Genomic DNA, 25,289 nt, shown 5'->3' on the forward strand with positions numbered 1-25,289 from the left:
GAGACCGCACCATGGAAACCGCTCCGTCTCTGCAGCTTTCAACTCCCACCTGCTGACGCCTTCTGCGAAGCGCCGGCGCGGGGCCGGGATTTGAAAGCGCCCCTTCCCTGCCCCTCCGCCACAGCCATTTCAAGGGAGTGAGCCCATGCTCAATATCTTCACGCTCGCCAACGGCCGCCTTGTCCAGGAAGAGATCGAGGCCCTCGAGGAGCTGTCCAAGTTCCAGCCCATCTGGGTCGACCTCGAGTCGCCCACGCTCGAGGAAAAGCGCTGGATCAAGCAGTACTACGGCCTCTCGATTCCCGAAGACGCGATGGACGAGGACATCGAGGAGTCCGCGCGCTTCTACGAGGAAGACAACGGCGAGCTGCACATCCGCTCCGACTTCCTGATCGACGACGACGAGGATCCGCGCTCGGTGCGCGTGGCCTTCATCCTGAACCAGCACAACACCGAACTCCGCAGCTGCGGCGTGCTGTTCTCGATCCACGACGAGGACGTGCCGGTGTTCCGCCTGCTGCGCATGCGTGCGCGCCGTGCGCCGGGCCTGATCGAGGACGCGAAGGAAGTACTGCTCAAGCTCTTCGACGCCGACGCCGAATACTCGGCCGACACGCTCGAGAACATCTACGACGAGCTCGAGATCGCGGGCAAGAAGGTGCTCGAAGGCAACGTCAGCGACGAGCTGGCCGGCGAGGTGCTCGGCGCCATCGCGCGCCAGGAAGACCTGAACGGCCGCATCCGCCGCAACGTGATGGACACGCGCCGCGCAGTGAGCTTTTTGATGCGCAGCCGCATGCTCAACGCCGAGCAGTTCGAGGAAGCGCGGCAGATCATGCGGGACATCGAATCGCTCGACAACCACACGGCCTTCCTGTTCGACAAGATCAACTTCCTGATGGATGCGACCGTCGGTTTCATCAACATCAACCAGAACAAGACCATCAAGATCTTCTCGGTCGCGAGCGTCGCATTGCTGCCGCCGACGCTGATCGCGAGCATCTACGGCATGAACTTCAAGTTCATGCCCGAGCTCGACTGGGCGATCGGCTACCCGTATGCGCTCGCGCTGATGGCCGCGAGCGCGCTGGGGCCGATGTGGTACTTCCGCCACCGCGGCTGGCTCAAGTAGGGCCTGCTAACCCTGGGCAAGGGGTCGCGCTGCGAGCCAGCCGCTGACGAGCGCGAGGCTGTAGCGGCTCGCCACCTCGGCGACGAAGCGCGCGAAGTCGCCATGCGCCGCGTCGTCGGCGCGGTCGGATATGGTGCGCACCGCTGCGAAGGGCACGCCGTGGTCGTGGCACGCCTGGGACATCGCTGCGCCCTCCATCTCCACCGCCAGCGCCTCAGGCAGGTCGCGGCGCAAGGCGGCGCTCTCGGCGCTGGTCGACACGAAGCGGTCGCCGCTCACGACCAGGCCGCGGTGCAGTTTCGGCGCACGCAGGCCGAAGGCATCGACCGCATGCCGCCCCAGCAGCGCCACGGGGTCGCGCAGCATGCCCTCGGCCGCCGCGGCAATGCCGTCGCTGATCGACGCATCCGCGGCGAAGCGCGACAGCCCCATGAGCGGCACTTCGTACTTCGGGAAGATCGGCGAGGCATCGAGGTCGTGCTGCAGCAGTTGCGTGGCGACGACCACGTCGCCCACCGCCACGCCCGGTGCCAGCCCGCCCGCCACGCCCGTGAACACGATCGCGCGCACGCCGAAGCGCTCGATCAGCACCGTCGCGGTGATCGCCGCGGCCACCTTGCCGATGCGCGACAGCACCGCGACGACCGGTTGGCCGTGCAGATGGCCGAGCCAGAAATCGCGCCCGGCCGCGCGCACGCGCTGTTCATCGGGCATCTGCGCGAGCAGCGCGCCGAGCTCCTCGTGCATGGCCGCGACGATGGCGACGGGGCCGCTCATCGGTCGGCGGCTACTTTTTCGCGTCGCGCAGCTCGCGGCGCAGGATCTTGCCGACGGGCGTCTTCGGCAGGTCGGTGCGGAACTCGATCACCCGCGGCTGCTTGTAGCCCGTGAGGTTGGCGCGGCAGTAATCGCGCACCTGCGCCTCGGTCAGCGACGGGTCCTTCTTGACGATCACGAGCTTCACGGCCTCGCCGGTCTTCTCGTCGGCCACGCCCACGGCCGCGCACTCGAGCACACCGGGTATCTGCGCCACCACGTCTTCGACCTCGTTCGGATAGACGTTGAAGCCCGAGACCAGGATCATGTCCTTCTTGCGGTCGACCACCTTGAAATAGCCGCGCTCGTCGACCATGCCGATGTCGCCGCTCTTGAAGTAGCCGTCGGCCGTCATGACCTTGGCCGTCTCGTCGGGACGCTGCCAATAGCCCGCCATCACCTGCGGGCCCTTGATGGCGATCTCGCCGGGCTGGCCCGGCGGTACTTCGCGGCCCTCGTCGTCGAGCAGCTTGAGCCAGGTGCCCGGCAGCGGCAGGCCGATGGTGCCGGTGAAGGCCTTGCTGTCGGTCGGGTTGCAGGTGGCCGAGGGCGAGGTCTCGGACAGGCCGTAGCCCTCGCAGATCGGACAGCCGGTCTTCTCGAGCCACAGCTTCGCGACCGCGGCCTGCACCGCCATGCCGCCGCCCACCGACACCTTGAGGTTCTTCCAGTTGACGGTGTTGAAGTCGGGGTGGTTCGCGAGCCCGTTGAACAGCGTGTTGACGGCCGGAAAGCTGTGGACCGTGTGCTTCGAGAGTTCTTTGAGCACGCCCGCGAGGTCACGCGGATTCGGGATCAGGATCAGCTTGCCGCCCGTGCGCATGCTCAGCATCATGCCCACGGTGAACGCGAAGATGTGATACAGCGGCAACGCGCAAACGCCCGTGGGCTGCTCGCCCGCCGGCACCTGCGCCATCACGGGCTCGTTCCAGGCTTCGGACTGCAGCACGTTGGCGATCACGTTGCGGTGCAGCAGCACGGCCCCCTTCGAGACGCCCGTGGTGCCGCCGGTGTACTGCAGCACGGCCACGTCGTCGGGCCCGATGGCGGGCACCTGCAGCGTGCGGCTCGCGCCCTGGTCGAGCGCGTCGTTGAAGCGCACCGCGCCGGGCAGGCTGAAGTGCGGCACGAGCTTCTTCACGTTGCGCACGACGTAGTTGACGATCGCGCCCTTCAGGAAGCCGAGCCGGTCGCCCATGGCGGCCAGCACGATGTGCCGGACCGGCGTGGCCGCGATGCACTGCTGCAGCGTGGTGCCGAAGTTCTCCATGATGACGATGGCTTTCGAGCCCGAATCCTTGAGCTGGTGCTCAAGCTCACGCGGCGTGTAGAGCGGATTCACGTTCACCAGGATCAGGCCCGCGCGCAGGATGGCCGCCACGGCCACCGGGTACTGCGGGCAATTGGGCATCATCACGGCCACGCGGTCGCCCTTGGCGAGCCCCAGGCCCTGCAGGTAGGCCGCGAAGGCCTTGCTGAGCTTGTCGGTTTCGCCGAAGCTGACGTCCTTGCCCATGAAGCTGTAGGCCGTGCGGTCGGCGTACTTGGTGAAGCTCTCTTCCATGAGCGCCACCAGCGACGGGTACTGCGAAGCATCGATATCGGCAGGCACGCCTTGCGGGTAGCTGCTGAGCCAGGGACGGTCGGACATGGACTTGTCTCCTCCAAATCGGGTTATCTGAGATGGCAACGAAAAGCGGCGCACTGGAGTGCGCCGCAAAGATCTTGCGCGGATGGGCCTATTCGATGGCCTTGCCCATATCTTCCACTACTTTCTTCGCGTCCCCAAAGACCATCATGGTCTTGTCCATGTAGAAGAGCTCGTTGTCCAGGCCCGCATAACCTGCCGCCATCGAGCGCTTGTTCACGATCACGGTCTTGGCCTTGTAGGCCTCGAGGATCGGCATGCCATAGATCGGGCTGCCCTTGGTGTGGGCGGCCGGGTTCACCACGTCGTTGGCGCCGAGGATGATCGCGACGTCGGCCTGGCCGAACTCGCCGTTGATGTCTTCCATCTCGAACACCTGGTCGTAGGGCACCTCGGCCTCGGCCAGCAGCACGTTCATGTGGCCCGGCATGCGACCCGCGACCGGGTGGATCGCGTACTTCACGGTGATGCCCTTTTCGGTGAGCTTGGCCGCGAGTTCCTTCACCGCGTGCTGCGCGCGTGCCACCGCCAGGCCGTAGCCCGGCACGATCACGACCGTCTCGGCATTGCCGAGCACGAAGGCCGCGTCGTCGGCGCTGCCGGTCTTCACGGGGCGCTGTTCCTTTGCGCCGCCCGTGGCGGCTGCGGCATCGCCGCCGAAGCCACCGAGGATGACGTTGAAGAACGAGCGGTTCATGGCCTTGCACATGATGTAGCTCAGGATCGCGCCCGAGGAGCCCACCAGCGAGCCGGCCACGATCAGCATCGCGTTGTTCAGGCTGAAGCCGATGCCCGCCGCCGCCCAGCCCGAATAGCTGTTCAGCATCGACACCACCACCGGCATGTCGGCGCCGCCGATCGGGATGATGATCAGCACGCCCAGCACGAAGGCCAGTGCCAACATCGCGAAGAATGCGGGCCAGTTCTCGGTGAACATGAACACCAGGCCCAGGGCCACCGTCGCGAGCCCCAGCACGAGGTTCAGCATGTGCTGGCCCGCGAACTGCACCGGGGCGCCCTGGAACAGGCGGAACTTGTACTTGCCCGAGAGCTTGCCGAAGGCGATGACCGAGCCGCTGAAGGTGATCGCGCCGATCGCCGCGCCGAGGAACAACTCGAGCCGGTTGCCCGCGGGGATCGGGTCGCCGCGCAGCGTGATGCCGAAGGCGTACGGCTCGGCCACGGCCGCAACCGCGATGAACACCGCGGCCAGGCCGATCATGCTGTGCATGAAGGCGACCAGTTCGGGCATCTTGGTCATCTCGACCTTGTTGGCCATGAAGGTGCCGAGTGCGCCGCCGATGACCAGCGCGACCAGCACGTAGCCCAGCCCGCCGAGGTTGCCCGCCGAGAGCTTGTAGATCAGCGCACCGGTGGTCAGCATGGCGATGGCCATGCCGGTCATGCCGAAGACGTTGCCGCGGATCGAGGTGGTGGGATGCGACAGGCCCTTCAAGGCCTGGATGAAGCAGACGCTGGCAACGAGGTACAGCAGCGTGACGAGGTTCATGCTCATTGGGCGGCTCCCGACTCGGCCTTGGGCGCCGCGGGCGCGACCTTCTTTTCCTTCTTCTTGAACATCTCGAGCATGCGCCGCGTGACCAGGAAGCCACCGAACACGTTCACTGCCGCGAGCGCCACCGCCAGCACGCCCATGGTCTTGCCGAGCGGGGTTTCGGTCAGCGCGGCCGCGAGCATGGCGCCCACGATCACGATCGCCGAGATGGCGTTGGTCACCGCCATGAGCGGCGTGTGCAGCGCGGGCGTGACGGTCCAGACCACGTGGTAGCCCACGTAGATGGCCAGCACGAAGATGATCAGGTTGATGACGGTATGGGAAACGATGTCCATGGGCTTCTCCTGGGCCGGCGTTGTTGTTTACTTCTTCGTGACCTGGCCGTCGTGCGCGACGCGGCAGGCAGCGACGATGTCGTCCTCGAGGTCGATCTTGAGCGCGCCCTCCTTGGTGACGATCAGCTTCAGGAAATCGAGCACGTTGCGCGCGTAGAGCGCCGAGGCATCCGCCGCCACCAGCGCCGGGAGATTCGTCTCGCCCACGATCGTGACGCCGTGCTTGACCACCGTGCGGTCGGCTTCCGAGAGCGGACAGTTGCCGCCCACGCCGTCGGCGCCCTTGCCGGCGGCGATGTCGACGATGACCGAGCCGGGCTTCATCGACTTCACCATCTCTTCGGTAATGAGCGTCGGTGCCGCGCGACCGGGGATGAGCGCCGTGCTGACGACCACGTCGGCCAGCGCCACGCGCTTGGCGACCTCGGCCTGCTGGCGCGCGAGCCAGCTCGGCGGCATGGGCCGCGCGTAGCCGCCCACGCCTTCGGCCGCGTCCTTTTCTTCCTGCGTCTCGTAGGGCACGTCGATGAACTTGCCGCCGAGCGACTCGATCTGCTCCTTGACGCTCGGACGCACGTCGGAGGCCTCGATCACGGCGCCGAGGCGCTTGGCCGTCGCGATCGCCTGCAGGCCCGCGACGCCAACCCCCAGGATGACCACGCGCGCCGCCTTCACGGTGCCCGCGGCGGTCATCAGCATCGGGAAGAAGCGCTGGTACTTGTCGGCCGCGATCATCACGGCCTTGTAGCCCGCGATGTTGGCCTGCGAGCTCAGCACGTCCATGCTCTGCGCACGCGTGGTGCGCGGCGCGGCCTCGAGCGCGAAGGCCGTGAGGCCGGCTGCCGCCAGGCGCTGCAGGCCGGCCGCGTCGAACGGGTTGAGCATGCCGATCACGACCGTGCCCGGCTTCATGAGCGCGGCTTCGTCGTCGCCGGGCGAACGCACCTTGAGCACCATCTCGGCGCCGAACGCAGCGGCGCGGTCGACGATCTCGGCGCCGGCGGCCTGGTAGGCCGCATCGGTGACGCTGGCCGCCACCCCGGCCCCTGACTGCACCCGCAGGGCATGCCCCGCAGCGACTAGTTTCTTCACCGTCTCGGGCGTGACGGCCACGCGGGTTTCGCCGGCCGTCGTTTCGGCTGGCACGCCTATCAGCATAGAGATCTCCTCAGGGCAGGGGGCAATACGGAACGCGGGCTGAGCTTACAGCAAGATTACACCGATCACTGTCGCTTAAATCTACCGTCTGTTCCGGCGTTGATGACCGCAGTCATTGCGTTTGCAGCTACATAAATGCTAGCGACTTGATGCGCGCGACGACCGCCGAGGTGCCGCCCAGGCCTGCGCTGCCATCAGCCCCGGGGCGCGAGTTGAACTGCGCATTTGTTTGCAGTGATATGCAAAAACTCTGTTACCGAGGCCGAAATTCCCAAAATTGCGAATTAGTTGCGGGCCGCATTTACCCCTCCAGATGCAGATAGATACACTCCGCGCTGAAAAGCCCGTAGAGGCAGGATTGCACTAGAAAAAGGGGACGGAATGCGCATCGCAGTACTTGACCAAGAGTCCGATCAGCGCCAGCTGATCAACGAGGCTATTGGCGGCCTCGGGCACGAATGCCACAGCTACAGCGAAGGCGGGCAGTTGCTGCAGATCCTTCGGCGACAGACCTTCGATCTCATCATCCTCGAGCGGTGTCTGCCCGATATCTGCGGACTCGAGGTCGTCCGGATCGCGCGCACCGAACTCAAGAGCCGCGTCCCGGTCCTCGTCGTGACCAGCCGCTGCGGCGAGGCCGATGTGGTCGAAGGTCTCAATGCAGGCGCCGACGATGTCATGGCCAAGCCGGTGCGCGCGCACGAGCTCGAGGCGCGGGTCACGGCCCTGCTGCGCCGCTCCTATCCGGCGCAGCACGAGCCCGAACTCGTGTTCGGCCCCTACCATTTCTACCCGCCCTCGCGCACCCTCAAGGTCAGGGGCCAGCCAGTGGCACTCAAGAACCGCGAATACGAACTCGCGCTGTTCCTGTTCCAGAACCTCGGGCGATTGCTGTCGCGCGAATACCTGCACGAAGCGGTCTGGGGCGTCGGCGTGGAGGCGCTCTCCCGGTCGCTCGACACCCATGTCTCGCGCCTTCGGACCAAGCTCGGCCTGCGCCCGTCGAGCGGATTCCTGCTGCTGGCCATCTACGGCCTGGGCTACCGGCTCGAGATGGTCGACGCCAAGTCGCTGCCCGGCAGCTTCGCGCGCTGAGCGCGCCACGTCCGGCCTGCAGCCGGCATCTCCGTCGCGAATGGGTTCCAATCGGTTTCGGCCACGGGGGCCACCAAGGAACGGAGCCGAAATGACATCGCGCTGGAAACCCAACGTCACCGTCGCGGCGGTGATCGAACAGGACGGCCGCTTCCTGCTGGTCGAGGAACACACCGCCGACGGGCTGCGGCTCAACACGCCGGCCGGACACCTCGACCCCGGCGAATCGCCAGCCGAGGGCTGCGCGCGCGAGGCGCTCGAGGAAACCGCCCACGCCTTCGAACCGACCGCGCTGATCGGCATCTACATGGCCCGTTCGCGCCGTGCCGGCGACGAAGAAGACGACGAAGACCCCGTGGACGTGACCTACATGCGCTTTGCCTTCACCGGCAACCTGGGCCCGCGCGAAGCGGGCCACGAGCTCGACACCGGCATCGTGCGCACCCTCTGGATGAGTGCCGACGAGATCCGCGCCAGCGTGGCGCGCCACCGCAGTCCGCTGCTGCTGCAATGCGTCGAGGACTACCTGGCCGGCCGGCGCTTTCCGCTCGACCTGGTGCACGTCGACCCGTCGGTGCGCTGAGGGACCCGGCGCCCGCGCGTCAGACGATCACGCCGCCGCCCAGGCAGCGCTCGCCGTCATAGAGCACCGCCGACTGACCCGGCGTGACGGCCCACTGCGGCGCGTCGAAGCGCAGCATGAAGCCCGCCGCAGCCTCGCCACCCTGGGGCGCCGCATCCATTTCGCATCCCGCGTCCGCCTGTCGATAGCGTGCCTTCGAACCGTAGCGGCCCGGCGCGGGCGGCTCGCCCGCGGTCCAGCTGACGTCGCCCGCCACGAGCGACGACGACAGCAGCCAAGGATGGTCGTGGCCCTGCACCACCCAGAGCGTGTTCTTCTCGACGTCCTTGCGCGCCACGAACCACGGCGAGTGATCGCCCGCACCGCGCTGTGCGCCCTTCTCCTTGACGCCGCCGATGCCCAGGCCCTGCCGCTGGCCCAGCGTGTAGAAGCTCAGGCCCTGGTGCTCGCCGAGCTTGCGGCCGCGGTCGTCCTTGATCGGACCCGGTTCTTTCGAGATGTAGCGGTTGAGAAACTCGCGGAACGGGCGCTCGCCGATGAAGCAGATGCCGGTCGAATCCTTCTTCTTCGCATTGGGCAGGCCGATCTCCTCGGCGATGCGGCGCACCTCGGTCTTGTGCAGTTCGCCGACCGGGAACAGCGTCTTCGACAACTGCGCCTGGTTCAGGCGATGCAGGAAGTAGCTCTGGTCCTTGGCGGGATCAAGCCCCTTCCGCAGCTCGTGGCGTCCCGAGGCCGCATCGAAGCGCACGCGCGCGTAGTGGCCGGTGGCGATCTTCTCGGCGCCCAGGCGCATCGCATGGTCGAGGAAGGCCTTGAACTTGATCTCGGCGTTGCACAGCACATCGGGGTTCGGCGTGCGGCCCGCCTTGTATTCGCGCAGGAACTCGGCGAACACGCGGTCCTTGTAGTCGGCTGCGAAATTGACGTGCTCGATCTCGATGCCGAGCACGTCGGCCACGCTCGCGGCGTCGACAAAATCGATATTCGACGAGCAGTACTCGCTGTCGTCGTCGTCTTCCCAGTTCTTCATGAAGATGCCGACCACTTCGTGCCCCTGCTGCTTGAGCAGGTGCGCCGTGACGGCGGAGTCGACCCCGCCGCTCAGTCCCACCACGATGCGTTGCTTTGCTGCTGCCATAAGCGCGCCATTGTCCCAGCCCCGCGCCAGGGCCCGGCGGCGTGGGGGAAATCAGCCCTGCGCGCGCAGGCCGGCCAGCAGCTCGTAGGAGCGCAGCCGCGCCGCATGGTCGAAGACCTGCGAGGTGATCATCAGCTCGTCGGCCCCCGTGCGCTCGATGAACGCGCGCACGCCTTCGCGGACCGTGGCGGGCGATCCGACGGCCGAACACGACAGCACCGAGTCGAGCAGCGCGTTCTCGGCCGGGCCCACCTTCTCGCGGTAGCCCTCCACGGGAGGCGGCAGGCGCCCGGGGCGGCCGCTGCGCAGGTTCACGAAGGCCTGCTGCCACGAGGAGGCGCGAAATTCGGCTTCGGCATCGGTGTCGGCCACGAACACGTTGAAGCCCAGCATCACGTACGGCTTCTGCAGCTGCGCCGACGGCTTGAATGTCTCGCGGTAGATCTGGATCGCCTGCATGAGCTGCTGCGGCGCGAAGTGCGACGCGAAGGCGTAGGGCAGGCCCAGGTGCGCGGCGAGCTGCGCGCCGAAGGTGCTGGAGCCGAGGATCCACACCGGCACCTCGAGCCCCGCGCCCGGCACGGCGCGCACGGCCTGCTGCGGATTCTTCGACATGAAGTCCATCAGCTCGACCACGTCCTGCGGGAACTGGTCGGCGTCGGACTCGAGGTTGCGCCGCAGCGCGCGCGCGGTGCGCTGGTCGGAACCCGGCGCACGGCCCAGGCCGAGGTCGACGCGCCCCGGGTACAGCGACTCCAGCGTGCCGAACTGCTCGGCGATCACGAGCGGCGAATGGTTCGGCAGCATCACGCCACCGGCGCCGATGCGGATGGTCGAGGTGCCCGCGCCGATGTACGACAGCAGCACCGCCGTGGCCGCGCTGGCGATGCCGGGCATGCCATGGTGCTCTGCGAGCCAGTAGCGTGCGTAGCCGAGCGCCTCGCCATGCTGCGCCAGCGAGAGCGAGTTACGGAACGACTGCGCAGCGTCGCTGCCTTCGGTGATGGGCGAGAGGTCGAGGATCGAGAACGGGATCATGCGCCCGATGATCGCGCGAACGCGCGACCCTTGCTGGCGCAGGCCATTGCCGCTGCGCCCGCAAGGGCCACGCTCAGGCCCGCGGGCTGCGCTTGCGCCACTGGCCGAGGTCGGCTTCGATGCGCTCGCTGACGTTGCCGCTCCAGCGCGCCTCGAAGCCCGCCGACTGCAGCAGCTCGACGATGCGCCGGCCAACCGCCACGGTGTTCGCCTCGCGCTGCTCGAGCTCGGGGATCATGCCGCCGCTGAACGCCAGGTGGAGCCTTCCTGTGCGTACCGCCGTATCGAGGTCCTGCGCGTGATAGAAGCAGCACCCGCGGATGCCGGAGTCCATGCGCCCCGCCGCGCGCCACTGCTCGCGCACGTCGTCGTGGCCGTCGGACAGCGTGTTGCCCGCGCGGTGCAGCGCGATGATCTTCTCGGCGCGCAGCTGCGCGAACACGGCCTCGAGCCGGTCGTACTCGGTCTGGGCGGGCCAGCCGGCCTCTGCAGCGTGCTTCTCGGCGCAGGCGCGCGCGGCCTCGGCCTTGATCCAGGCGCGGTCCTCGACCGTGAGCTCGTCGGGATCGAGGTACTCGTCGGTGACCATCCACTCGACGTCGGCATCGGGATGAAAGCCGCACCACACCAGGTCGTGGATGCGCGCGCGTGTGTCTTCGGGGTCGAGAGTGAGTGCCATGCGTGTCGGAGCGCCACCGGTGCGGCGACGGATCATGCTTTCTTTCTTTTTTCGCAGCGGAAGCAGTCCGGCATTCTCGCGTGAGCCGGGCACCACGGCCTATAAGGCGAAAGCATGCGTTGCGCGATACCCAGCGGCGCACAGGCATGAAAAAGCCGGCCCCGCTTACGCAAGGGCCGGCTTTCGGGGGCGGGCAGCAGGTGCCCGGGCCTGCCGTGGATTACAGCGGCAGCGCGTCGCCGTGAGCGGCAGCGCGGGCTGCGGCACGCACCGTGGCGCGGTCGACGGTGCTGGCGACGAGCGGTGCCACGCCGGACGAAGCGCCTTCGGCATACGGGTCGGCGCTGCGTGCGGCGGCCACGGCTTCGGCGCGGACTGCGTCAACGCTGGCGGTCGAGATGAAGGCGCGGGCCGGGCCGGCCTGGGCACCGGTGGCGTACGGGTCGGCGCTGTGCGCAGCGGCCACGGCTTCGCTGGCGACTTCGGCGCGGCTGACGCCCGAGGTCAGGGGGTGCACGCCTTCATAGGTTTCGGCGTGGGCGGAACCGGCAACGGCCATGAGGGCAACGGCAACGGCGGAGAGGATCTTCGAGGCGGTCATTTTGATTTCCTTCAGTTCAGTTCAGTTTTCGTCTGGATGATTCGAACCGGTCTTGGGTAGGTCACCGCCCCTTGCCGGGGCAGGCACCTCGCTCGGGGGCCTTGTTCACCCAGGTCAGCGGGTGGCTGGCCTGTGAGATGAATTGTGCGCCGATCCCTAGGTAAAAACCCTCATCAGAACGAACCACGGTGTTCACGGAATCGAAACAATCACAGCAAAAGGAAGGGGCGATGCGGTCCAGCTTAGAGTCTGGCCATGTCATCGGCTTCCTTATCGACTTCCGCGGCCTGGGGTGCGCCCGACCAGATCTTCGACCGCCTGGAGGGTCTCTGGACGCTGGGCCGCACGATCGTGGGCCAGGCCACGATGCAGGGACAGGCCGACTTCAGGCGCGATGCCACCGGCCGGTTGGCCTACCGCGAGGCCGGGCGGGTGCAGTTGCTCGCCACCGGGCAAAGCTTCGAAGGCCGCCGCGACTACCTGTTCGAGCGCAGCCCCGGCGGCTTCTCGGTGTTCTTCGCCGAGACGCCGCCGCGGCTCTTTCACCGCATCGCGCTCGCGCCCGATGGCGGCGCGCTCGTCGGATCGGCCGGGCACCTTTGCGTGGCCGACCAGTACGACAGCCGCTACCGCTTTCGCGCCGACGGCACCTTCGAGGTCGAGCACACCGTGGCCGGCCCGCGCAAGGACTATCTCTCGCGCACCGTCTTCACGCGCGTCGGATAACCGCGAATACAACCCAGTGCACCCGTGGATCGGGCTCCGCCCGTCCACCGGGTGCGCCCCCAGTGGGGGGAAGCGCCGCAGGCGCTTCGGGGGGCGTCTCAGTCCTTGTCCAGCCGCCAGTGCGGCAGGCCGCTCATCACCGTTTGCACGAGCAGCGCGCAAAGGCCGCACTTGATCAGGTCGCCGGGAACGAAGACCAGCACCGCGAGCGCCGCCTGCGACAGCGACATGTGGGCCACGAGCGAGAGCCCCGCGATGCCGAAGGCATAGACCACGAGGATGCCGCCGACGAAGGCCGACAGGAAGGCCGCGGCCAGCAGCCCCTTGCCGGTCGCGCCGGCCATGCGGCGCATCAGCAGCCCGCAGGCGAAGGCGCCGAACATCCAGCCGAACAGAAAGCCCGAAGCCGGCGCCACGAACACCGCGAGGCCGCCGCGGCCGCCCGGCAGGAGCGGCAGGCCGAGCGCCACCGCGAGCAGGAACAGCGCCATGGCCAGAAAACCGCGCCGCGGCCCGAGCAGGCAGCCGGCCAGCATGACGCCGAGCGACTGCAGCGTGATCGGCACCCCGAACGGCAGGTCGACCTTCGGGATCAGGCCGAACACCGCCATCAGTGCCGCGAACAGCGCGATGTACGACAGGGAACGGGACGAGTGGGCGGAGCCGGAAGAGGTCATGGCAAGGCGGTGTGGGTGGATGGATGGAGAAAGCGACGGTGCCTCGCGCGGCCGGTCAGCGACCCATGCGGGCCGCGAGGGCATCGGCCACGCGCTCGGCGGTCTGCAGCGTGCGGATCGTCAGCGGTGCGAGCAGCCGCAGCCCGCCGCCCTGCCCGCTGCGGGCGCGGTGGGCATCGTCGAGGCGCTGCCACTGCACGTAGAAATTCTCGGCGAAGCGCAGCATCAAACCGATGCCGAGCGCGATCCGCTCGGTCGGCACGCCGAAGCGCTGCAGGGGCTGCATCAGCGTTTCGAGCAGCGCCAGCAGGTCCTCGAAGCGCGTGGTCAGCGTCAGCATCAGCGCGAGCACCGCGGCGCTCGCGAGCCGCAGCGCGCTTGCGACGCCGAGCGGCAGCGAGCCCAGGAACGCATGGAACACGACGATCAAGGCACCCGCCACCGCAATGCCGACGAGCATGCGCACGCGGCGCCAGGCGACCTGCCCGAGCGACGCAAAAAGCAGCAGCACCACGGCGCATGCCGCGGCCAGGAGAAGCGGACTGTCGACCAGCACCAGCAAGGTGCCGCAGGCCGACAGCGCCGCGAGCTTGCACCAGGCGGGCAGCGCGTGCATCCAGGTGGCGTGCGACGAATAGAGGCTACGCATCGGCGGCCCCCGGCTGCTGCGCCTGCGCGCGCCGGCGCACGTCCTCGGCATAAGCCGCGCAGATCTCCCGGCCCGGGCCGTCGCCACGCACCCGGCCGCCGTCGAGCCACAGCACGCGCTCGAAGCCCCGCACATGCGCGAGCAGGTGCGTGGAAAGAATCACCTGCTGGTCGGTGGCCGCCAATTGCGCCGCGAGCCGCGCCTGGCTCGGCAGGTCGAGGCTTGCGAAAGGCTCGTCGAGCAGCAGCGTGGCCGGCTGGCCGATCTGCAGCGCAAGCAGGCAGACCTGCTGGCGCTGGCCCTGGCTCAGTTCGCCGACGGCGCGCCCGGCCCAGGCCGCGAGGCCGTGCTGCGCGAGGAAGTCGTGCGCCTGGCGGCGCGCCGCCTGGCGCGATTCGCCGCGCGCGCTCAGGCTGAACGCGAGCTCCTCGGCAACGGTCGGGAAGATGATCTGGTCGTCGGGGTTCTGGAACATCAGCCCGACGTGCTGCGGCAGTTGCCGGCGCTCGGCGCGCGTGTCGCAGCCGTGCACCACGACCCGCCCCTGCTGCGGCGCATCGAGCCCCGCGAGCAGGCGGAACAGGCTGCTCTTGCCGGCGCCGTTGTCGCCGACGAGGCCGATGCGGGCTTCGTCGAGGCGAAGCGTCAGCCCATCGAAGACGCGTTGGTCGCCGCGGACCAGCGTGACCGCCTCGAGGCGGATGCTGCGCGGTGCGGCAGAAGAGGGAGCGGTGGGTGTCGGCAGCGGCAAAGGGTCGTCAATGTACCCCAATGCGCTGCAGCGGCAGCCACAGCGTGAAGACGGTGCCCTGCGGCCCCGATTGCCAAGAGACGCTGCCGCCGACCGCCAGCGCGCGGCGCATCTGGTTGTGCATGCCGCGCCCGCCGCTGCCGCTCAGCGCCTTCTCGACGTCGAAGCCCTGCCCGTTGTCCTCGACTGTCACTCGCACGCCCGCGGCCTCCGGCGCGGTCGAAAGCCGGACCTCGGTCGCGCGGGTGTGGCGCAGGATGTTGCCGATGCTTTCCTGCACGATGCGCAGGATGTGCAGCGCGCTCGAGGGATCGAGCCAGTCGAGCGGCGGCAGCTCCTGCACGTTCCACTGCAGCGCCACGCCCGAACTCTCGAGCCGCGGCGCGAGCCGGTAGCGCAGGGTGGCGAGAAGCAGCAGCAGGTCGTCCTCGAGCGGCTCCATCGAGTCGATGGTCAGCTTCAGGTCCTCGAGGCAGCTCTTCAGGAGTTCGGACACCTGCTCTTCCTTCATGCCGCCGCCCTCCACCGAGCGGATCGCGCTGATCAGCGAGGAGCCGAGGCCGTCGTGCATGTCCTGCATCAGGCGCCGGCGCTCGGTGCCGATCGTCTGCAGCCGCTCGACCTCGCGCAGCCGCTCGTGGCTCGCATCGAGCTCGGCCTCGCGGACCTGCAGGCGATCGGCCAGGCCGGCGTTGACGCGTTCCACCTCGCCGATGGCGTTGACGTAGCGGCGGTACATGAGCACGCCGAAAACGCTGAAGGTCACAGCGTTGGTGTAGGCCCCCATGTACCAGCCCTCGGGGCTCGAGAAGTTGTTCTGCAGCAGCCAGTCGGACGCGCCCAGCAGCACGCACAGGGCGATGCCGACGGCCACCAGCCGCCCCTCGTTCGAGCGGCGCCACGCGCTGATGCCGCCCACGAGCGCCACCGCCGCGCCCATCGCGCCACCGGCAAAATAGATCAGCGGCGTGACCTGCGGCGGATGCCGCAGGATCGCAAGCGCCGGCAGGGTCAGCACGCCGACCAGCACGGTGAGCACCACCACGGCGGTCGTCATCCAGCGCAGCCGGCGCCCATGCAGCTGGCGCAGCGCGAAATGCACCACCGCCACCAGCCAGAACAGCGAGTTGACCGTGAGCCAGGCAAACCAGTCGTTGGCGATCGGAACTGCCACGTAGAAATGCAGCCCGCGCAGGAAGGAAGTGATCGCGAGGTTGAAGAACAGCAGGTAGATGGTTTCGCGGCGCCGCCGCAGCCACACGAACAGCGCGAACATGCCAAGGGCCAGGAAGGCCGCGTTGAGCATGGCCGGCAAGTCCTGCTGAAGCCACTGGCGCCTTTGGTAGCGGTCGCTCAGCGCTTCCTCGGGCCCGGCCCACAGCGAGGAGACCGCCACCTGGGTGTTGCGCGTGTGCTCGAGTCGCAGCAGGATCTCCTCGAGCCGCGCCTCTGCCGGCATGCGCTCGATCACCACCCAGAGCGGCGTGCGGGTGCTGTTCCAGAGCGGGCCTTCCTCCTGCGCGCGATGGACCAGTTGCCCGTTCGCGTACACGGCCACGGTGCCGTCGGTCTTGATGCGCCGCGCGAACAGCGCGATCGCCCCCGCGTCGGACGCCAGGCCCGGCGCGGCGATGCGCAGCCACGAAATGCGGGTTGAACCGGCCAGGGACCGGTCCCTGGCCTGGCGAACCAGCGCGATCGGCGGTGCGAACGGCAGCTCGGCCGGCTGCCAGGTCCCTGGCAGCGTGCGGCTGTCGAGCGTGCGCGGCGGCTCGCTGAAGCCCTCGGCCTCGGCCAGCAGCCACTCGGCTTGCGTGAGGTGCAGGGCGCCGGATTCGGCGGGCGACTGCCGCAACCCGAAGGTCGCGATCATGCCCGCGAGCAGCGCGAGGGAGGCGACCAGCACCGTCGTGGTCCAGAAGGCCGCGGCGCGGTCGCCGGAGAGGCTCCTGGACAGCCACCCCTGGCGCCGAGGCGGCACAGGGGCGCTCACTGGTTACCCCCGGCTGGAACGACCTCGATGGCGATTGCGGTCAAGAGAAGATGGCCTTGTCCCTTTTTGATGGCGCCCGCCCCGTGGCATGCGGGCGGGTTCGTACCTTGTGGGTGGCGAACATTCTCCCCGTCCCAACAAAAAAGGCCAGCCCTCGAAAGAGCCGGCCCTTGCCTGCGAAACCGAAGGATCGGCTTCAGAACGGAATGTCGTCGTCCATGTCGTCGAAGCCCGACGACGACTTGGCCGGCGCCTGGCGTGGCGCGGGTGCCGGCGCGCGCGGTGCCGCAGCAGGCGCGCGGGGCGCGTAGCCACCACCGCCACCGCCACTGCCGCCACCACCACCTTGCGAATAGCCGCCACCGCCCTGCTGCGAATAGCCGCCGTCGTCGTCGCCGCCGCCCGACGCAGGGCCGCCCTGGCCCTGGCGGCTGCCGAGCATCTGCATCTGGTCGGCGCGGATCTCGGTGGTGTACTTCTCGATGCCGTCCTTGTCGGTCCACTTGCGCGTGCGCAGGCTGCCTTCGACGTAGACCTGCGAGCCCTTGCGCAGGTACTGGCCGGCGATCTCGGCCAGGCGGCCGTTGAAGACGATGCGGTGCCATTCGGTGGCTTCGCGCATTTCGCCGCTCTGCTTGTCTTTCCAGCGATCGGTGGTCGCCACGGTGACGTTCGCGACCTGGTCGCCGCTCGGGAAGGTACGCATTTCGGGATCGCGACCCAGATTGCCGACGACGATGACTTTGTTGACCGATGCCATATGCACTGCCCCTGATGAGTAGATGAAGGAGGAGGAAAAAAGGAACCCCGGATTGTGCCCGATGCCCGCCCAGGGCGACGCCACGGGCGTGGGCCAATGTCAGAATGCCTTCACATGAACAGGGAGCCGGACTTCTTCGCGCATTTGCGCACCGAACTGTCGAGCGGCCGGGTCTGGCTCGATCGGGCGATCGTGCTGGGCTACGCCATCGCGGCGGGGCTGTTCGTGGTGGGCTTCACGATCGCGAGCGACTGGATCTTCGAGCGCTTCCACCATTTCTACAGCGAATGGCCGTGGGCCGTGCTGCTGACGACACCGCTGATCACCGTCGCCATCGTGTGGTGCACGCTGCGCTTCTTTCCCGGCGCGGGCGGCTCGGGCATTCCGCAGATCAAGGCCGCGCTGCATCCGGCGCTGCCCGAAGAACGGCGCTTCCTTTTCGCATCGCTGCGGCTCACGGTCGCCAAGATCGGGCTCGGCGCAGCGGGTTTCGCCGCCGGCCTGTCGATCGGGCGCGAAGGACCGTCGGTGCAGGTGGCGGCCGGCGTGATGCAGCATGCGCGGCGCTGGCTTTCGCCCGGCACCACCATCGACAGCCGCGCGCTGCTGGTGGCGGGCGGGGCGGCGGGCATCGCCGCCGCCTTCAACGCGCCGCTCGCGGGCGTGGTGTTCGCGATCGAGGAGCTGTCGGGGCGCCTCGAGGCGCGCTCCAGCGGCCTGATCATCACCGCCATCGTGCTGGCGGGCCTGGTGGCGGTGTCGGTCTTCGGCAACGTCAGCTACTTCGGCGTGATCCATGTCCCGCGGCTCGGCTGGGACGCGCTCGGCCCGGGCCTGGTGGTCGCACTGCTGAGCGGCGTGGCGGGCGGGCTGTTCGCGCGGCTCCTGATCGCCTCGCTCACCGGCACCGCCGGGCGCATCCAGCAATGGCGCGCGCGCCATCCGCTGCGCTTCGCGGCCGCGGCCGGCTTCGCGATCGCCGTCATCGGCCTGGCCACGGGCGGCGTGACCTTCGGGGCCGGCTCCGAGTCGGTCAAGCAGATGCTGCAGGGCCACGACGAGCTCACGCCGCTCTACACCGCGCTCAAGTTCATCGCCACCTGGCTCACCGCCTGGTGCGGCGTGCCGGGCGGCATCTTCGCGCCGTCGCTGTCGATCGGCGCGGGCATCGGCGACGCGGTGGCCGCCTTTGCGAGCAGCGACCTCGGGCCCGCGCTCATCGCGATGGGCATGGCCGGCTTCCTGGCGGCCGTCACCCAGGCGCCGCTCACGGCCTTCATCATCGTCATGGAGATGGTCAGCGGCCATGCGATGGTGCTGAGCCTCATGGCCGCCGCGATGCTCGCGAGCCTGGTCTCGCGCATGATCAGCCGGCCGCTCTACGACACGCTGGCCGAGCACATGGTCGGGCGCGCCATCGGCAGCACCGAACCGGTGCATCCGGCGCCGGAAGCCCCCGCGCCGGAGCCGCCGCCCCAACCCACCCGCTCGCCATGAAATCGACGGCGGTCTATCATGTCCGGTTGCCCTCGGACGATCGCCCCCTTGAACCAAAGAGCCACTGACACAGAAGAAGCAGAGCGCGACGCCTACCTGGGCGCGGTGCTCGCGCAGCAGCGCATCAGCATCCGCGGTGCGCGCACCCACAACCTGAAGAACGTCGACCTCGACATTCCGCGCAACAAGCTGGTGGTGATCACCGGCCTGTCGGGCTCGGGCAAGTCGAGCCTGGCGTTCGACACGCTCTATGCCGAAGGGCAGCGGCGCTACGTCGAGAGCCTGTCGGCCTATGCGCGGCAGTTCCTGCAGCTCATGGACAAGCCCGACGTCGACGTGATCGAGGGCCTGTCGCCCGCGATCAGCATCGAGCAGAAGGCCACGAGCCACAACCCCCGCTCGACCGTGGGCACCGTGACCGAGATCCACGACTACCTGCGGCTGCTGTACGCACGCGCCGGCACGCCCTTCTGCCCCGAGCACCAGCTGGCGCTGCAGGCGCAGACGGTGTCGCAGATGGTCGATGCCACGCTGGCGATCCCGAACGAGCCCCGTTTGATGATTCTGGCGCCCGTGGCGCGCGAGAAGAAAGGCGAGTTCCTCGAGCTCTTCGCCGAGATGCAGGCCGCCGGCTACGTGCGCTTTCGCGTCGACGGGCAGACCTACGAATACAACGACTTGCCCAAGCTCAAGAAGACCGAGAAGCACGACATCGACGTCGTCATCGACCGGCTGCGCGCGCGCCCCGACATGCAGCAGCGCCTGGCCGAGAGCTTCGAGGCCGCGCTGCGCCTGGCCGAGGGCCGCGCCATCGCGCTCGAGCTCGGCGCCGAGGGCACGCCCGACCGCGAGCATCTGTACAACGCCAAGTTCGCGTGCCCGATCTGCCACTACTCGCTGTCGGAGCTCGAGCCGCGCCTCTTCTCCTTCAACTCGCCCGTGGGCGCCTGCCCGAGCTGCGACGGCCTCGGCCACCGCGAGGTGTTCGACCCGGTGCGCGTGGTGGCCTTCCCGTCGCTCTCGCTCGCAAGCGGCGCGATCAAGGGCTGGGACCGCCGCAACGGCTACTACTTCAGCATGATCGAGAGCGTCGCGAAGCACTACAAGTTCGACGCCGACGCGCCCTGGGAGTCGCTGCCCGCCTCGGTGCAGCAGGTGCTGCTCTACGGCTCGGACAGCGAGGAGATCAAGTTCAACTACACCATGGAGTCGGGCAACTTCGCGGGCAAGAAGCTCACGAAAAAGCACCCCTTCGAAGGGATCATCCCGAACATGACGCGGCGCTACCGCGAGACCGATTCGGCCATGGTGCGCGAAGACCTGGCGCGCTTCCGCAACCTGCAGCCCTGCCCCGATTGCGGCGGCTCGCGCCTGCGCCCCGAGGCGCGCAACGTGTTCCTGGTCGACGAGGCGAACCGTCCCGCCGACGGTGGCGATCCCCCGCGCATGGCGATCTTCGAACTGAGCCACCTCACGCTGCGCGAAAGCCATGCCTGGTTCCAAGGCCTGAAACTGCGCGGCGCCAAGGCCGAGATCGCCGACAAGGTGGTGCGGGAGATCGGCCTGCGGCTCAAGTTCCTCAACGACGTGGGCCTCAACTACCTGAGCCTGGACCGCAGCGCCGAGACCCTCTCGGGCGGCGAGGCGCAGCGCATCCGGCTCGCATCGCAGATCGGCTCGGGCCTCACGGGCGTGATGTACGTGCTCGACGAGCCCAGCATCGGCCTGCACCAGCGCGACAACGACCGCCTGATCGGCACGCTCAAGCATCTGCGCGACATCGGCAACAGCGTGATCGTGGTCGAGCACGACGAGGACATGATCCAGGCCGCCGACCACGTGATCGACATGGGCCCGGGCGCCGGCGTGCACGGCGGACGCGTGATGGCGCAGGGCACCTGCGCCGAGGTGGCGGCCAATCCCGGCTCGCTCACCGGCCAGTACCTCTCGGGCACGAAGAAGATCGAGGTGCCGAAGCACCGCACCGCCTGGCTGCCGGTGGTGAAGCAGCCCGCCTTCAACGAAGGCAAGAAGGCCTCGCGCTTCCCGCCGAGCCCGGCGGCCGAGCGCCGCGCGGCACGCGAGGCCGCGCACCTCGCCTCCCAGAGCGCGCTGCAGGAGATCCGCGTGGTCGGCGCCACCGGCAACAACCTGCGCAACGTGAGCGTCGCCTTCCCGGTCGGCCTGCTGACCTGCGTGACCGGCGTCTCCGGCTCGGGCAAGTCCACGCTCGTGAACGACACGCTCTACGCCGCCGTGGCGCGCACGCTCTACCGCGCGCACGAGGAGCCGGCGCCGCACGAGGCGGTCGAGGGCATCGAGTACTTCGACAAGGTCATCAACGTCGACCAGTCGCCCATCGGCCGCACGCCGCGCAGCAACCCGGCCACTTACACGGGCCTGTTCACGCCGATCCGCGAGCTGATGGCCGAGACCAACACCGCGCGCGAGCGCGGCTACGGCCCGGGCCGCTTCAGCTTCAACGTGGCGGGCGGGCGCTGCGAGGCCTGCCAGGGCGATGGCGTGGTCAAGGTCGAGATGCACTTCCTGCCCGACGTGTACGTGCCCTGCGAGGTGTGCCACGGCCAACGCTACAACCGCGAGACGCTCGAGGTCCAGTACAAGGGCAGGAACATCGCGCAGATCCTCGAGATGACGGTGGAGACCGCGCACGAGTTCCTGAAGGCCGTGCCGACCATCGAGCGCAAGCTGCGCACGCTGCTCGACGTGGGCCTCTCCTACATCAAGCTCGGCCAGTCGGCCACCACGCTGTCGGGCGGCGAGGCGCAGCGCGTGAAGCTCGCCCTGGAGCTCAGCAAGCGCGACACCGGGCGCACCCTCTACATCCTCGACGAGCCGACCACCGGGCTGCACTTCGCCGACATCGAGCTGCTGCTCAAGGTGCTGCACCAGCTGCGCGACGCGGGCAACACCATCGTCGTGATCGAGCACAACCTCGACGTGATCAAGACCGCCGACTGGCTCATCGACATGGGCCCCGAAGGCGGTGCCGGCGGCGGCCTGGTGGTGGGCGAAGGCACGCCGGAGGACATCGCGGCCAACGCGGCGAGCCACACGGGGCGGTATTTGAAGCGGTTGTTGTAGCCCGATTGAGCAGTGGCCCGCGCTCTGCTCAGGCCGGTGGGAGCAGATCTCGCTGTCCGTTGTCGAACCAGGCCGGATCGAACCCCTCGGCCAGCAGGATCGGCTGAACAGCGCAGGCGCCCGCCTTGTTCAACCGGCGCAGGTACTTCACCAGCGTCTGCGCATCTTCCGTCAGGATGTGGGTCAAGGATTCGCAGATCGATTGGGCGATCAGCTTGAGATCGTCTTTCACGGCGCTGCGATCGTCGGCCGCATCACGCCGGAGGTTGCGCATCAGCAGCCCGGCTGTCATCGCATGGTCGATGTTGAAAGGCAGCACTTCGAAATTGCGCAAAGGCAGGTCGGTCACGGCTTGCTTGACCTGGAATTCCGAGGCCGCCACCGCAGACAGATAGAGCGGCACGCCACGATGCAAGGCTTCTCGCAGGTAGCTCACCGCCGTTTGATGATGCGCACGCCCGGGATCGGCAAGCGAGATCAGGTAGCTCGTATCGAGCAGGATCGCACTCACTCCTTGCTTCCCCGCAGTTCGTCGATCCAGGTGCCTGCATCCGGAACATCGCGCCACGCCTTCGCACCGCGCTCGGTCAGGCGCCCCAGTTCCTTCTCGTCGAGCCGGCTCTCATGCTCGACAAACTCGAGCAATCGCGCACTGCGGTACTCGCGTGTCACGACGTTGTACTCGGCAACGATCCGGATCATTGCCGGCTTGTAGAGGCGATTGACCTTTTCGTCGCGCAACATCTCGCGCGCCGCGTCGACCAGCAGTGTCTTTCCATCGGGCAGGCGAATGTGCGCGTTCGGCTTGTTGTGCCCCCCCATGTCCTCCACTTCGCCCCGAACATATCGCTCGACGCGAACCCACTGGTCGGCATCGTCGGCCCTGAAATCAGAGTCGGCACTGACGATGATGGCCGTGCGCAGGAAATCGGCAGCGATGCTCACGCGCGAGCCCCGGCTGCCACGCACGCGCTTCTGCCACCGCTCGACGACGGCACGCCGCTTCGCGGAAATCCCCTCCATCAGCTGATCGCTCGCAAGCCTCTGCAAGTCGTTCATCAGAACAGGATTCGCCGTGGGTGCCGTGCGGATGCCGAGCGATCCTTTGACAACGGAGATCTCCAGTGCAGTGGTATCGACATCGTTGCCGTCTCCGCGCAAGAACTCGTCGACGTCCTTGGCGAAGCTGCGAAGCACGGACAGCGGCACCCTGTCCGGCGAGATTTCATACCCCGCCGATTCGTCATGAAGAGTGATCAATAGCGCCTGCGCTTCCATCGGATCATTCTAGGACGCCAGGTGCTTTTTCTGGAGCAGTCGTTCGCACCCCGTTCGCCGCACGCCTGCACGATTGCGCGCACCGCGCCACAATCGCGCCCCATGCCCTCCTTCACCCCGCGCCAGTTCGCCCTGCTCGTTCTCCTGACCCTGGCATGGGGCCTCAACTGGCCGGTGATGAAGCTCGGCGTGGCCGACCATCCGCCGCTGGCCTTCCGGGCCATCTCGATCTGGCTCGGCCTGCCGGTGCTGGCGCTGGCGCTGGTGTGGATGAAGGTGCCGTTCCGCGTGCCGCGCAGCGCCTGGCCCGAGCTGCTGTGGCTGGCCGCGACCAACATGTTCGTCTGGCATGCCTGCATCATCCTTGCGGTGAAGGCGCTGTCGGGCGGGCGGGCGGCGATCCTGGGCTACACGATGCCGGTGTTCTCGGCCGTGATCGGTGCGCTGCTGTTCTCCGCGGTGCTCACGCGCCGCGCATGGGTCGGCGTGGGCGCCTGCACGATCGGCGTGGGCCTCTTGCTGTGGCACGAACTCACCGGCCTGGCCGGCCGGCCAGGCTACGTGGCGCTGGCGCTCGTGGCGGCCGCGACCTGGGCGCTCGGCACGCAGCTGCTGCGCCACACGCGCATCGGCCTGCCCACGCTCACGCTGTCGTTCTGGATGACGGCACTCACCGCCGTGGTGATGACGGTGCTCTCGCTGCTGTTCGAGCAAGAGCCGCTGCGCTGGCCCAGCGCGGTGGCCTGGGGCGCGATCGGCTACAACGCGGTGTTGATCTTCGGCTTCGCGCATGCCGCATGGTTCTACCTCGCGCGCGGCCTGCCTCCCGTGGCCTCGACGCTGAGCGTGATGTTCATTCCGGTGCTCGGCGTCTTCAGCGGCGCGGTGTGGCTCGGCGAGGTCGTGCACTGGCAGGACGGCGTGGCCGTGGCGCTGATGATGGTGGCGATCGCGTCGGTGCTGTGGCCGGCGCGCGCTTTGAAAGCCTGAGCATCCGGCTCAGGCCACCGCCTCGTCCGCCGCCTGCCGGCCGCGGTAGTGGCCCGGCGCCTGCCCGGTCCACTTGCGGAAGGCCTTGCGGAAGTTGGTCGCCTCCGAGAAGCCCACGCGCTGCCCCACCTCCTCGACCGACAGGGTGGTCTGGGTCAGGAACTCGATAGCGAGCGATGCGCGCACCTCGTCGACGATGTCGTGGTAGCGGCGGCCCAGCTCGGTCAGCCGGCGCTGCAGCGTGCGCACAGACAGCCCCAGCCGCACGGCCATTTCGTCGAGCCCCGGAAAGTCGCCGCAGCTGTTGAAGCAGGCGGTGCGGATGCTGCGTTCCAAATCCGACTCCTCGGGCAGGCTGCGCGACAGGCGCTCGCACATCTGCACGCAGAGCTCGGCCGTGATCGGGTTGGCGTTGGGGCACGGGGCACCGAGTACCGCGGCATCGAAGTGCCACTCCATGGTGCCGGCGCCGAAGCGCACCGGGCAGCCGAACAGCCGCTCGTAGGCCCGCGCATGCGCCGGGCGCGCATACGGCAGCATCAGCAGGCGAGAAGGCAGCGGCGCCTCCAGCACGCAGGTGCAGAGCTTGTGCACCGAGGCGAACCAGTATTCGGTGACCATCGGCAGCAGCTCGCCCAGGTCGACCACGTCGTGGCCCTCGAAGATGGCGGTGTCGCCCTCGACGCGGAAGCGCTTCTCGAGCACCGGCCCGGCCAGCTTGATGTGGCTCACGCCCAGCGCCACCGCGGCGCCGAAGGTGGGGCTGCTGGCCAGCGCATAGCCATAGACGCCGAAGTCGCTGAGCCGCTGGCGGGCGCCGGCGCGCAGGCCGAGGTCGGGCTCGGGCGACAGGCGGCGCGCGTTGCGGAAGATGGTGATCTTCTGCGCCTGCGACATCAGCGCCTGCGGATCGACGAGCTGGCGCGGGCTGAGGCCGGTGCCCTGCAGCAGCGCCTCGGGCGCCACGCCGTGGTCGCCCATCTCGGCCACCAGCGCGCCCAGGCCGAGCATGCTGTGCGCCGCGGCCTGCCAGTCCCGGCCGTGGCCGTGGGCAGATTCGGAAGCCGTCAGGTCCATCGGGTTTTCACTAGTTTTGGCGGTGTTGGCGGTGTTGGCGCATT

General features: G+C 68.2%; 24 protein-coding genes. 7 read left to right on the forward strand and 17 right to left on the reverse strand.

The window, feature by feature from the left end; genetic code table 11:
- The first annotated feature begins 145 nt into the window (after positions 1 to 145).
- Positions 146 to 1,132 (forward strand): magnesium/cobalt transporter CorA, encoded by a 987-nt coding sequence (gene corA, locus AC3A6G_RS20430; RefSeq protein WP_487861243.1) that lies wholly within the window; start codon positions 146 to 148, stop codon positions 1,130 to 1,132.
- Between the two features lie 6 nt (positions 1,133 to 1,138).
- Here the strand turns inward: corA and AC3A6G_RS20435 are convergent, their stop codons facing one another.
- From AC3A6G_RS20435 to AC3A6G_RS20455, 5 genes are all read right to left on the reverse strand, one after another.
- Positions 1,139 to 1,909, reverse strand: a complete 771-nt coding sequence (locus tag AC3A6G_RS20435; RefSeq protein ID WP_487874409.1) for a 5'-methylthioadenosine/adenosylhomocysteine nucleosidase — start codon at positions 1,907 to 1,909, stop codon at positions 1,139 to 1,141.
- 10 nt (positions 1,910 to 1,919) lie between these two features.
- A complete protein-coding gene (locus tag AC3A6G_RS20440; RefSeq protein WP_487874410.1) occupies positions 1,920 to 3,599 on the reverse strand; it encodes a long-chain-fatty-acid--CoA ligase in 1,680 nt (559 codons plus the stop codon).
- A gap of 88 nt (positions 3,600 to 3,687) precedes the next feature.
- Complete coding sequence (locus tag AC3A6G_RS20445) at positions 3,688 to 5,112, reverse strand: NAD(P)(+) transhydrogenase (Re/Si-specific) subunit beta (RefSeq protein WP_487861240.1); 1,425 nt, start codon at positions 5,110 to 5,112, stop codon at positions 3,688 to 3,690.
- A complete protein-coding gene (locus AC3A6G_RS20450) occupies positions 5,109 to 5,447 on the reverse strand; it encodes an NAD(P) transhydrogenase subunit alpha part 2 (protein ID WP_487861239.1) in 339 nt (112 codons plus the stop codon). The genes AC3A6G_RS20445 and AC3A6G_RS20450 overlap by 4 nt, the downstream gene beginning before the upstream one ends.
- Positions 5,448 to 5,474: 27 nt before the next feature.
- Positions 5,475 to 6,605: a Re/Si-specific NAD(P)(+) transhydrogenase subunit alpha gene (locus tag AC3A6G_RS20455; protein WP_487861238.1), complete on the reverse strand. Its 1,131-nt coding sequence runs from the start codon at positions 6,603 to 6,605 to the stop codon at positions 5,475 to 5,477.
- Positions 6,606 to 6,986: 381 nt separating this feature from the next.
- Here AC3A6G_RS20455 and AC3A6G_RS20460 point away from each other — a divergent pair, with 381 nt between their 5' ends.
- Both AC3A6G_RS20460 and AC3A6G_RS20465 read left to right on the forward strand, forming a co-directional pair.
- Complete coding sequence (locus tag AC3A6G_RS20460) at positions 6,987 to 7,700, forward strand: response regulator transcription factor (protein ID WP_487861237.1); 714 nt, start codon at positions 6,987 to 6,989, stop codon at positions 7,698 to 7,700.
- A gap of 91 nt (positions 7,701 to 7,791) precedes the next feature.
- Positions 7,792 to 8,283, forward strand: a complete 492-nt coding sequence (locus tag AC3A6G_RS20465; RefSeq protein WP_487874411.1) for an NUDIX hydrolase — start codon at positions 7,792 to 7,794, stop codon at positions 8,281 to 8,283.
- 19 nt (positions 8,284 to 8,302) lie between these two features.
- Here AC3A6G_RS20465 and mnmA read toward each other — a convergent pair whose 3' ends face one another.
- The 4 genes from mnmA to AC3A6G_RS20485 form a co-directional block, all read right to left on the reverse strand.
- The gene (gene mnmA, locus AC3A6G_RS20470) at positions 8,303 to 9,424 is read right to left on the reverse strand and encodes a tRNA 2-thiouridine(34) synthase MnmA (RefSeq protein WP_487861235.1); all 1,122 of its coding nucleotides are present in this window, start codon (positions 9,422 to 9,424) and stop codon (positions 8,303 to 8,305) included.
- A 51-nt stretch (positions 9,425 to 9,475) separates the two neighbouring features.
- Complete coding sequence (locus AC3A6G_RS20475; RefSeq protein ID WP_487874412.1) at positions 9,476 to 10,462, reverse strand: LLM class flavin-dependent oxidoreductase; 987 nt, start codon at positions 10,460 to 10,462, stop codon at positions 9,476 to 9,478.
- 73 nt (positions 10,463 to 10,535) lie between these two features.
- A complete protein-coding gene (locus AC3A6G_RS20480) occupies positions 10,536 to 11,141 on the reverse strand; it encodes a DUF6891 domain-containing protein (RefSeq protein ID WP_487874413.1) in 606 nt (201 codons plus the stop codon).
- Between the two features lie 220 nt (positions 11,142 to 11,361).
- Positions 11,362 to 11,742 carry a helicase SNF2 gene (locus AC3A6G_RS20485; protein ID WP_487861232.1) on the reverse strand — a complete coding sequence of 127 codons (381 nt, stop codon included), beginning with the start codon at positions 11,740 to 11,742 and terminating at the stop codon, positions 11,362 to 11,364.
- A gap of 255 nt (positions 11,743 to 11,997) precedes the next feature.
- Between AC3A6G_RS20485 and AC3A6G_RS20490 the strand changes: the two genes are divergently transcribed.
- Positions 11,998 to 12,468 carry a DUF6314 family protein gene (locus tag AC3A6G_RS20490; protein WP_487874414.1) on the forward strand — a complete coding sequence of 157 codons (471 nt, stop codon included), beginning with the start codon at positions 11,998 to 12,000 and terminating at the stop codon, positions 12,466 to 12,468.
- 98 nt (positions 12,469 to 12,566) lie between these two features.
- Here the strand turns inward: AC3A6G_RS20490 and AC3A6G_RS20495 are convergent, their stop codons facing one another.
- The 5 genes from AC3A6G_RS20495 to ssb all read right to left on the reverse strand — a co-directional run bounded on the left by AC3A6G_RS20495 (position 12,567) and on the right by ssb (position 17,298).
- Positions 12,567 to 13,145, reverse strand: a complete 579-nt coding sequence (locus AC3A6G_RS20495; protein ID WP_487861230.1) for a biotin transporter BioY — start codon at positions 13,143 to 13,145, stop codon at positions 12,567 to 12,569.
- Between the two features lie 55 nt (positions 13,146 to 13,200).
- Positions 13,201 to 13,794: an energy-coupling factor transporter transmembrane component T family protein gene (locus AC3A6G_RS20500; protein ID WP_487874415.1), complete on the reverse strand. Its 594-nt coding sequence runs from the start codon at positions 13,792 to 13,794 to the stop codon at positions 13,201 to 13,203.
- Entirely contained in the window at positions 13,787 to 14,545 is a 759-nt protein-coding gene (locus tag AC3A6G_RS20505) for an energy-coupling factor ABC transporter ATP-binding protein (protein ID WP_487874416.1), read from the reverse strand. The genes AC3A6G_RS20500 and AC3A6G_RS20505 overlap by 8 nt, the downstream gene beginning before the upstream one ends.
- A 7-nt stretch (positions 14,546 to 14,552) precedes the next feature.
- Positions 14,553 to 16,418: a sensor histidine kinase gene (locus AC3A6G_RS20510; RefSeq protein ID WP_487861385.1), complete on the reverse strand. Its 1,866-nt coding sequence runs from the start codon at positions 16,416 to 16,418 to the stop codon at positions 14,553 to 14,555.
- Between the two features lie 316 nt (positions 16,419 to 16,734).
- Positions 16,735 to 17,298, reverse strand: a complete 564-nt coding sequence (gene ssb, locus AC3A6G_RS20515; protein ID WP_487874417.1) for a single-stranded DNA-binding protein — start codon at positions 17,296 to 17,298, stop codon at positions 16,735 to 16,737.
- Between the two features lie 114 nt (positions 17,299 to 17,412).
- On the opposite strand from ssb, the gene AC3A6G_RS20520 reads away from it, so the two are divergent.
- Positions 17,413 to 18,795, forward strand: coding sequence for a chloride channel protein (locus AC3A6G_RS20520; RefSeq protein WP_487874418.1), 1,383 nt, complete (start codon positions 17,413 to 17,415; stop codon positions 18,793 to 18,795).
- 18 nt (positions 18,796 to 18,813) lie between these two features.
- Positions 18,814 to 21,900 (forward strand): excinuclease ABC subunit UvrA, encoded by a 3,087-nt coding sequence (gene uvrA / locus AC3A6G_RS20525; protein ID WP_487874419.1) that lies wholly within the window; start codon positions 18,814 to 18,816, stop codon positions 21,898 to 21,900.
- Between the two features lie 28 nt (positions 21,901 to 21,928).
- On the opposite strand, the gene AC3A6G_RS20530 is transcribed toward uvrA, so the two are convergent.
- Both AC3A6G_RS20530 and AC3A6G_RS20535 read right to left on the reverse strand, forming a co-directional pair.
- Positions 21,929 to 22,411: a type II toxin-antitoxin system VapC family toxin gene (locus AC3A6G_RS20530; protein ID WP_487874420.1), complete on the reverse strand. Its 483-nt coding sequence runs from the start codon at positions 22,409 to 22,411 to the stop codon at positions 21,929 to 21,931.
- Positions 22,408 to 23,178, reverse strand: coding sequence for a hypothetical protein (locus AC3A6G_RS20535; RefSeq protein WP_487874421.1), 771 nt, complete (start codon positions 23,176 to 23,178; stop codon positions 22,408 to 22,410). The genes AC3A6G_RS20530 and AC3A6G_RS20535 overlap by 4 nt, the downstream gene beginning before the upstream one ends.
- A 102-nt stretch (positions 23,179 to 23,280) precedes the next feature.
- On the opposite strand from AC3A6G_RS20535, the gene AC3A6G_RS20540 reads away from it, so the two are divergent.
- Positions 23,281 to 24,168, forward strand: a complete 888-nt coding sequence (locus AC3A6G_RS20540) for a DMT family transporter (RefSeq protein ID WP_487874422.1) — start codon at positions 23,281 to 23,283, stop codon at positions 24,166 to 24,168.
- Positions 24,169 to 24,177: 9 nt separating this feature from the next.
- Here AC3A6G_RS20540 and AC3A6G_RS20545 read toward each other — a convergent pair whose 3' ends face one another.
- Positions 24,178 to 25,245, reverse strand: a complete 1,068-nt coding sequence (locus tag AC3A6G_RS20545) for an AraC family transcriptional regulator (protein ID WP_487874423.1) — start codon at positions 25,243 to 25,245, stop codon at positions 24,178 to 24,180.
- Positions 25,246 to 25,289: the final 44 nt, after the last annotated feature.

The sequence above is a fragment of the Variovorax sp. Soil_C_26 genome, from assembly GCF_057657075.1.

What these genes read in the sequence shown, in the direction of transcription:
- corA (WP_487861243.1), top strand. Translation starts at nt 146, where the DNA reads ATGCTCAATATCTTCACGCTCGCCAACGGCCGCCTTGTCCAGGAAGAG.
- AC3A6G_RS20435 (WP_487874409.1), bottom strand. Translation starts at nt 1,909, where the DNA reads ATGAGCGGCCCCGTCGCCATCGTCGCGGCCATGCACGAGGAGCTCGGC.
- AC3A6G_RS20440 (WP_487874410.1), bottom strand. Translation starts at nt 3,599, where the DNA reads ATGTCCGACCGTCCCTGGCTCAGCAGCTACCCGCAAGGCGTGCCTGCC.
- AC3A6G_RS20445 (WP_487861240.1), bottom strand. Translation starts at nt 5,112, where the DNA reads ATGAGCATGAACCTCGTCACGCTGCTGTACCTCGTTGCCAGCGTCTGC.
- AC3A6G_RS20450 (WP_487861239.1), bottom strand. Translation starts at nt 5,447, where the DNA reads ATGGACATCGTTTCCCATACCGTCATCAACCTGATCATCTTCGTGCTG.
- AC3A6G_RS20455 (WP_487861238.1), bottom strand. Translation starts at nt 6,605, where the DNA reads ATGCTGATAGGCGTGCCAGCCGAAACGACGGCCGGCGAAACCCGCGTG.
- AC3A6G_RS20460 (WP_487861237.1), top strand. Translation starts at nt 6,987, where the DNA reads ATGCGCATCGCAGTACTTGACCAAGAGTCCGATCAGCGCCAGCTGATC.
- AC3A6G_RS20465 (WP_487874411.1), top strand. Translation starts at nt 7,792, where the DNA reads ATGACATCGCGCTGGAAACCCAACGTCACCGTCGCGGCGGTGATCGAA.
- mnmA (WP_487861235.1), bottom strand. Translation starts at nt 9,424, where the DNA reads ATGGCAGCAGCAAAGCAACGCATCGTGGTGGGACTGAGCGGCGGGGTC.
- AC3A6G_RS20475 (WP_487874412.1), bottom strand. Translation starts at nt 10,462, where the DNA reads ATGATCCCGTTCTCGATCCTCGACCTCTCGCCCATCACCGAAGGCAGC.
- AC3A6G_RS20480 (WP_487874413.1), bottom strand. Translation starts at nt 11,141, where the DNA reads ATGGCACTCACTCTCGACCCCGAAGACACACGCGCGCGCATCCACGAC.
- AC3A6G_RS20485 (WP_487861232.1), bottom strand. Translation starts at nt 11,742, where the DNA reads ATGACCGCCTCGAAGATCCTCTCCGCCGTTGCCGTTGCCCTCATGGCC.
- AC3A6G_RS20490 (WP_487874414.1), top strand. Translation starts at nt 11,998, where the DNA reads ATGTCATCGGCTTCCTTATCGACTTCCGCGGCCTGGGGTGCGCCCGAC.
- AC3A6G_RS20495 (WP_487861230.1), bottom strand. Translation starts at nt 13,145, where the DNA reads ATGACCTCTTCCGGCTCCGCCCACTCGTCCCGTTCCCTGTCGTACATC.
- AC3A6G_RS20500 (WP_487874415.1), bottom strand. Translation starts at nt 13,794, where the DNA reads ATGCGTAGCCTCTATTCGTCGCACGCCACCTGGATGCACGCGCTGCCC.
- AC3A6G_RS20510 (WP_487861385.1), bottom strand. Translation starts at nt 16,418, where the DNA reads ATGATCGCGACCTTCGGGTTGCGGCAGTCGCCCGCCGAATCCGGCGCC.
- ssb (WP_487874417.1), bottom strand. Translation starts at nt 17,298, where the DNA reads ATGGCATCGGTCAACAAAGTCATCGTCGTCGGCAATCTGGGTCGCGAT.
- AC3A6G_RS20520 (WP_487874418.1), top strand. Translation starts at nt 17,413, where the DNA reads ATGAACAGGGAGCCGGACTTCTTCGCGCATTTGCGCACCGAACTGTCG.
- uvrA (WP_487874419.1), top strand. Translation starts at nt 18,814, where the DNA reads ATGTCCGGTTGCCCTCGGACGATCGCCCCCTTGAACCAAAGAGCCACT.
- AC3A6G_RS20535 (WP_487874421.1), bottom strand. Translation starts at nt 23,178, where the DNA reads ATGGAAGCGCAGGCGCTATTGATCACTCTTCATGACGAATCGGCGGGG.
- AC3A6G_RS20540 (WP_487874422.1), top strand. Translation starts at nt 23,281, where the DNA reads ATGCCCTCCTTCACCCCGCGCCAGTTCGCCCTGCTCGTTCTCCTGACC.
- AC3A6G_RS20545 (WP_487874423.1), bottom strand. Translation starts at nt 25,245, where the DNA reads ATGGACCTGACGGCTTCCGAATCTGCCCACGGCCACGGCCGGGACTGG.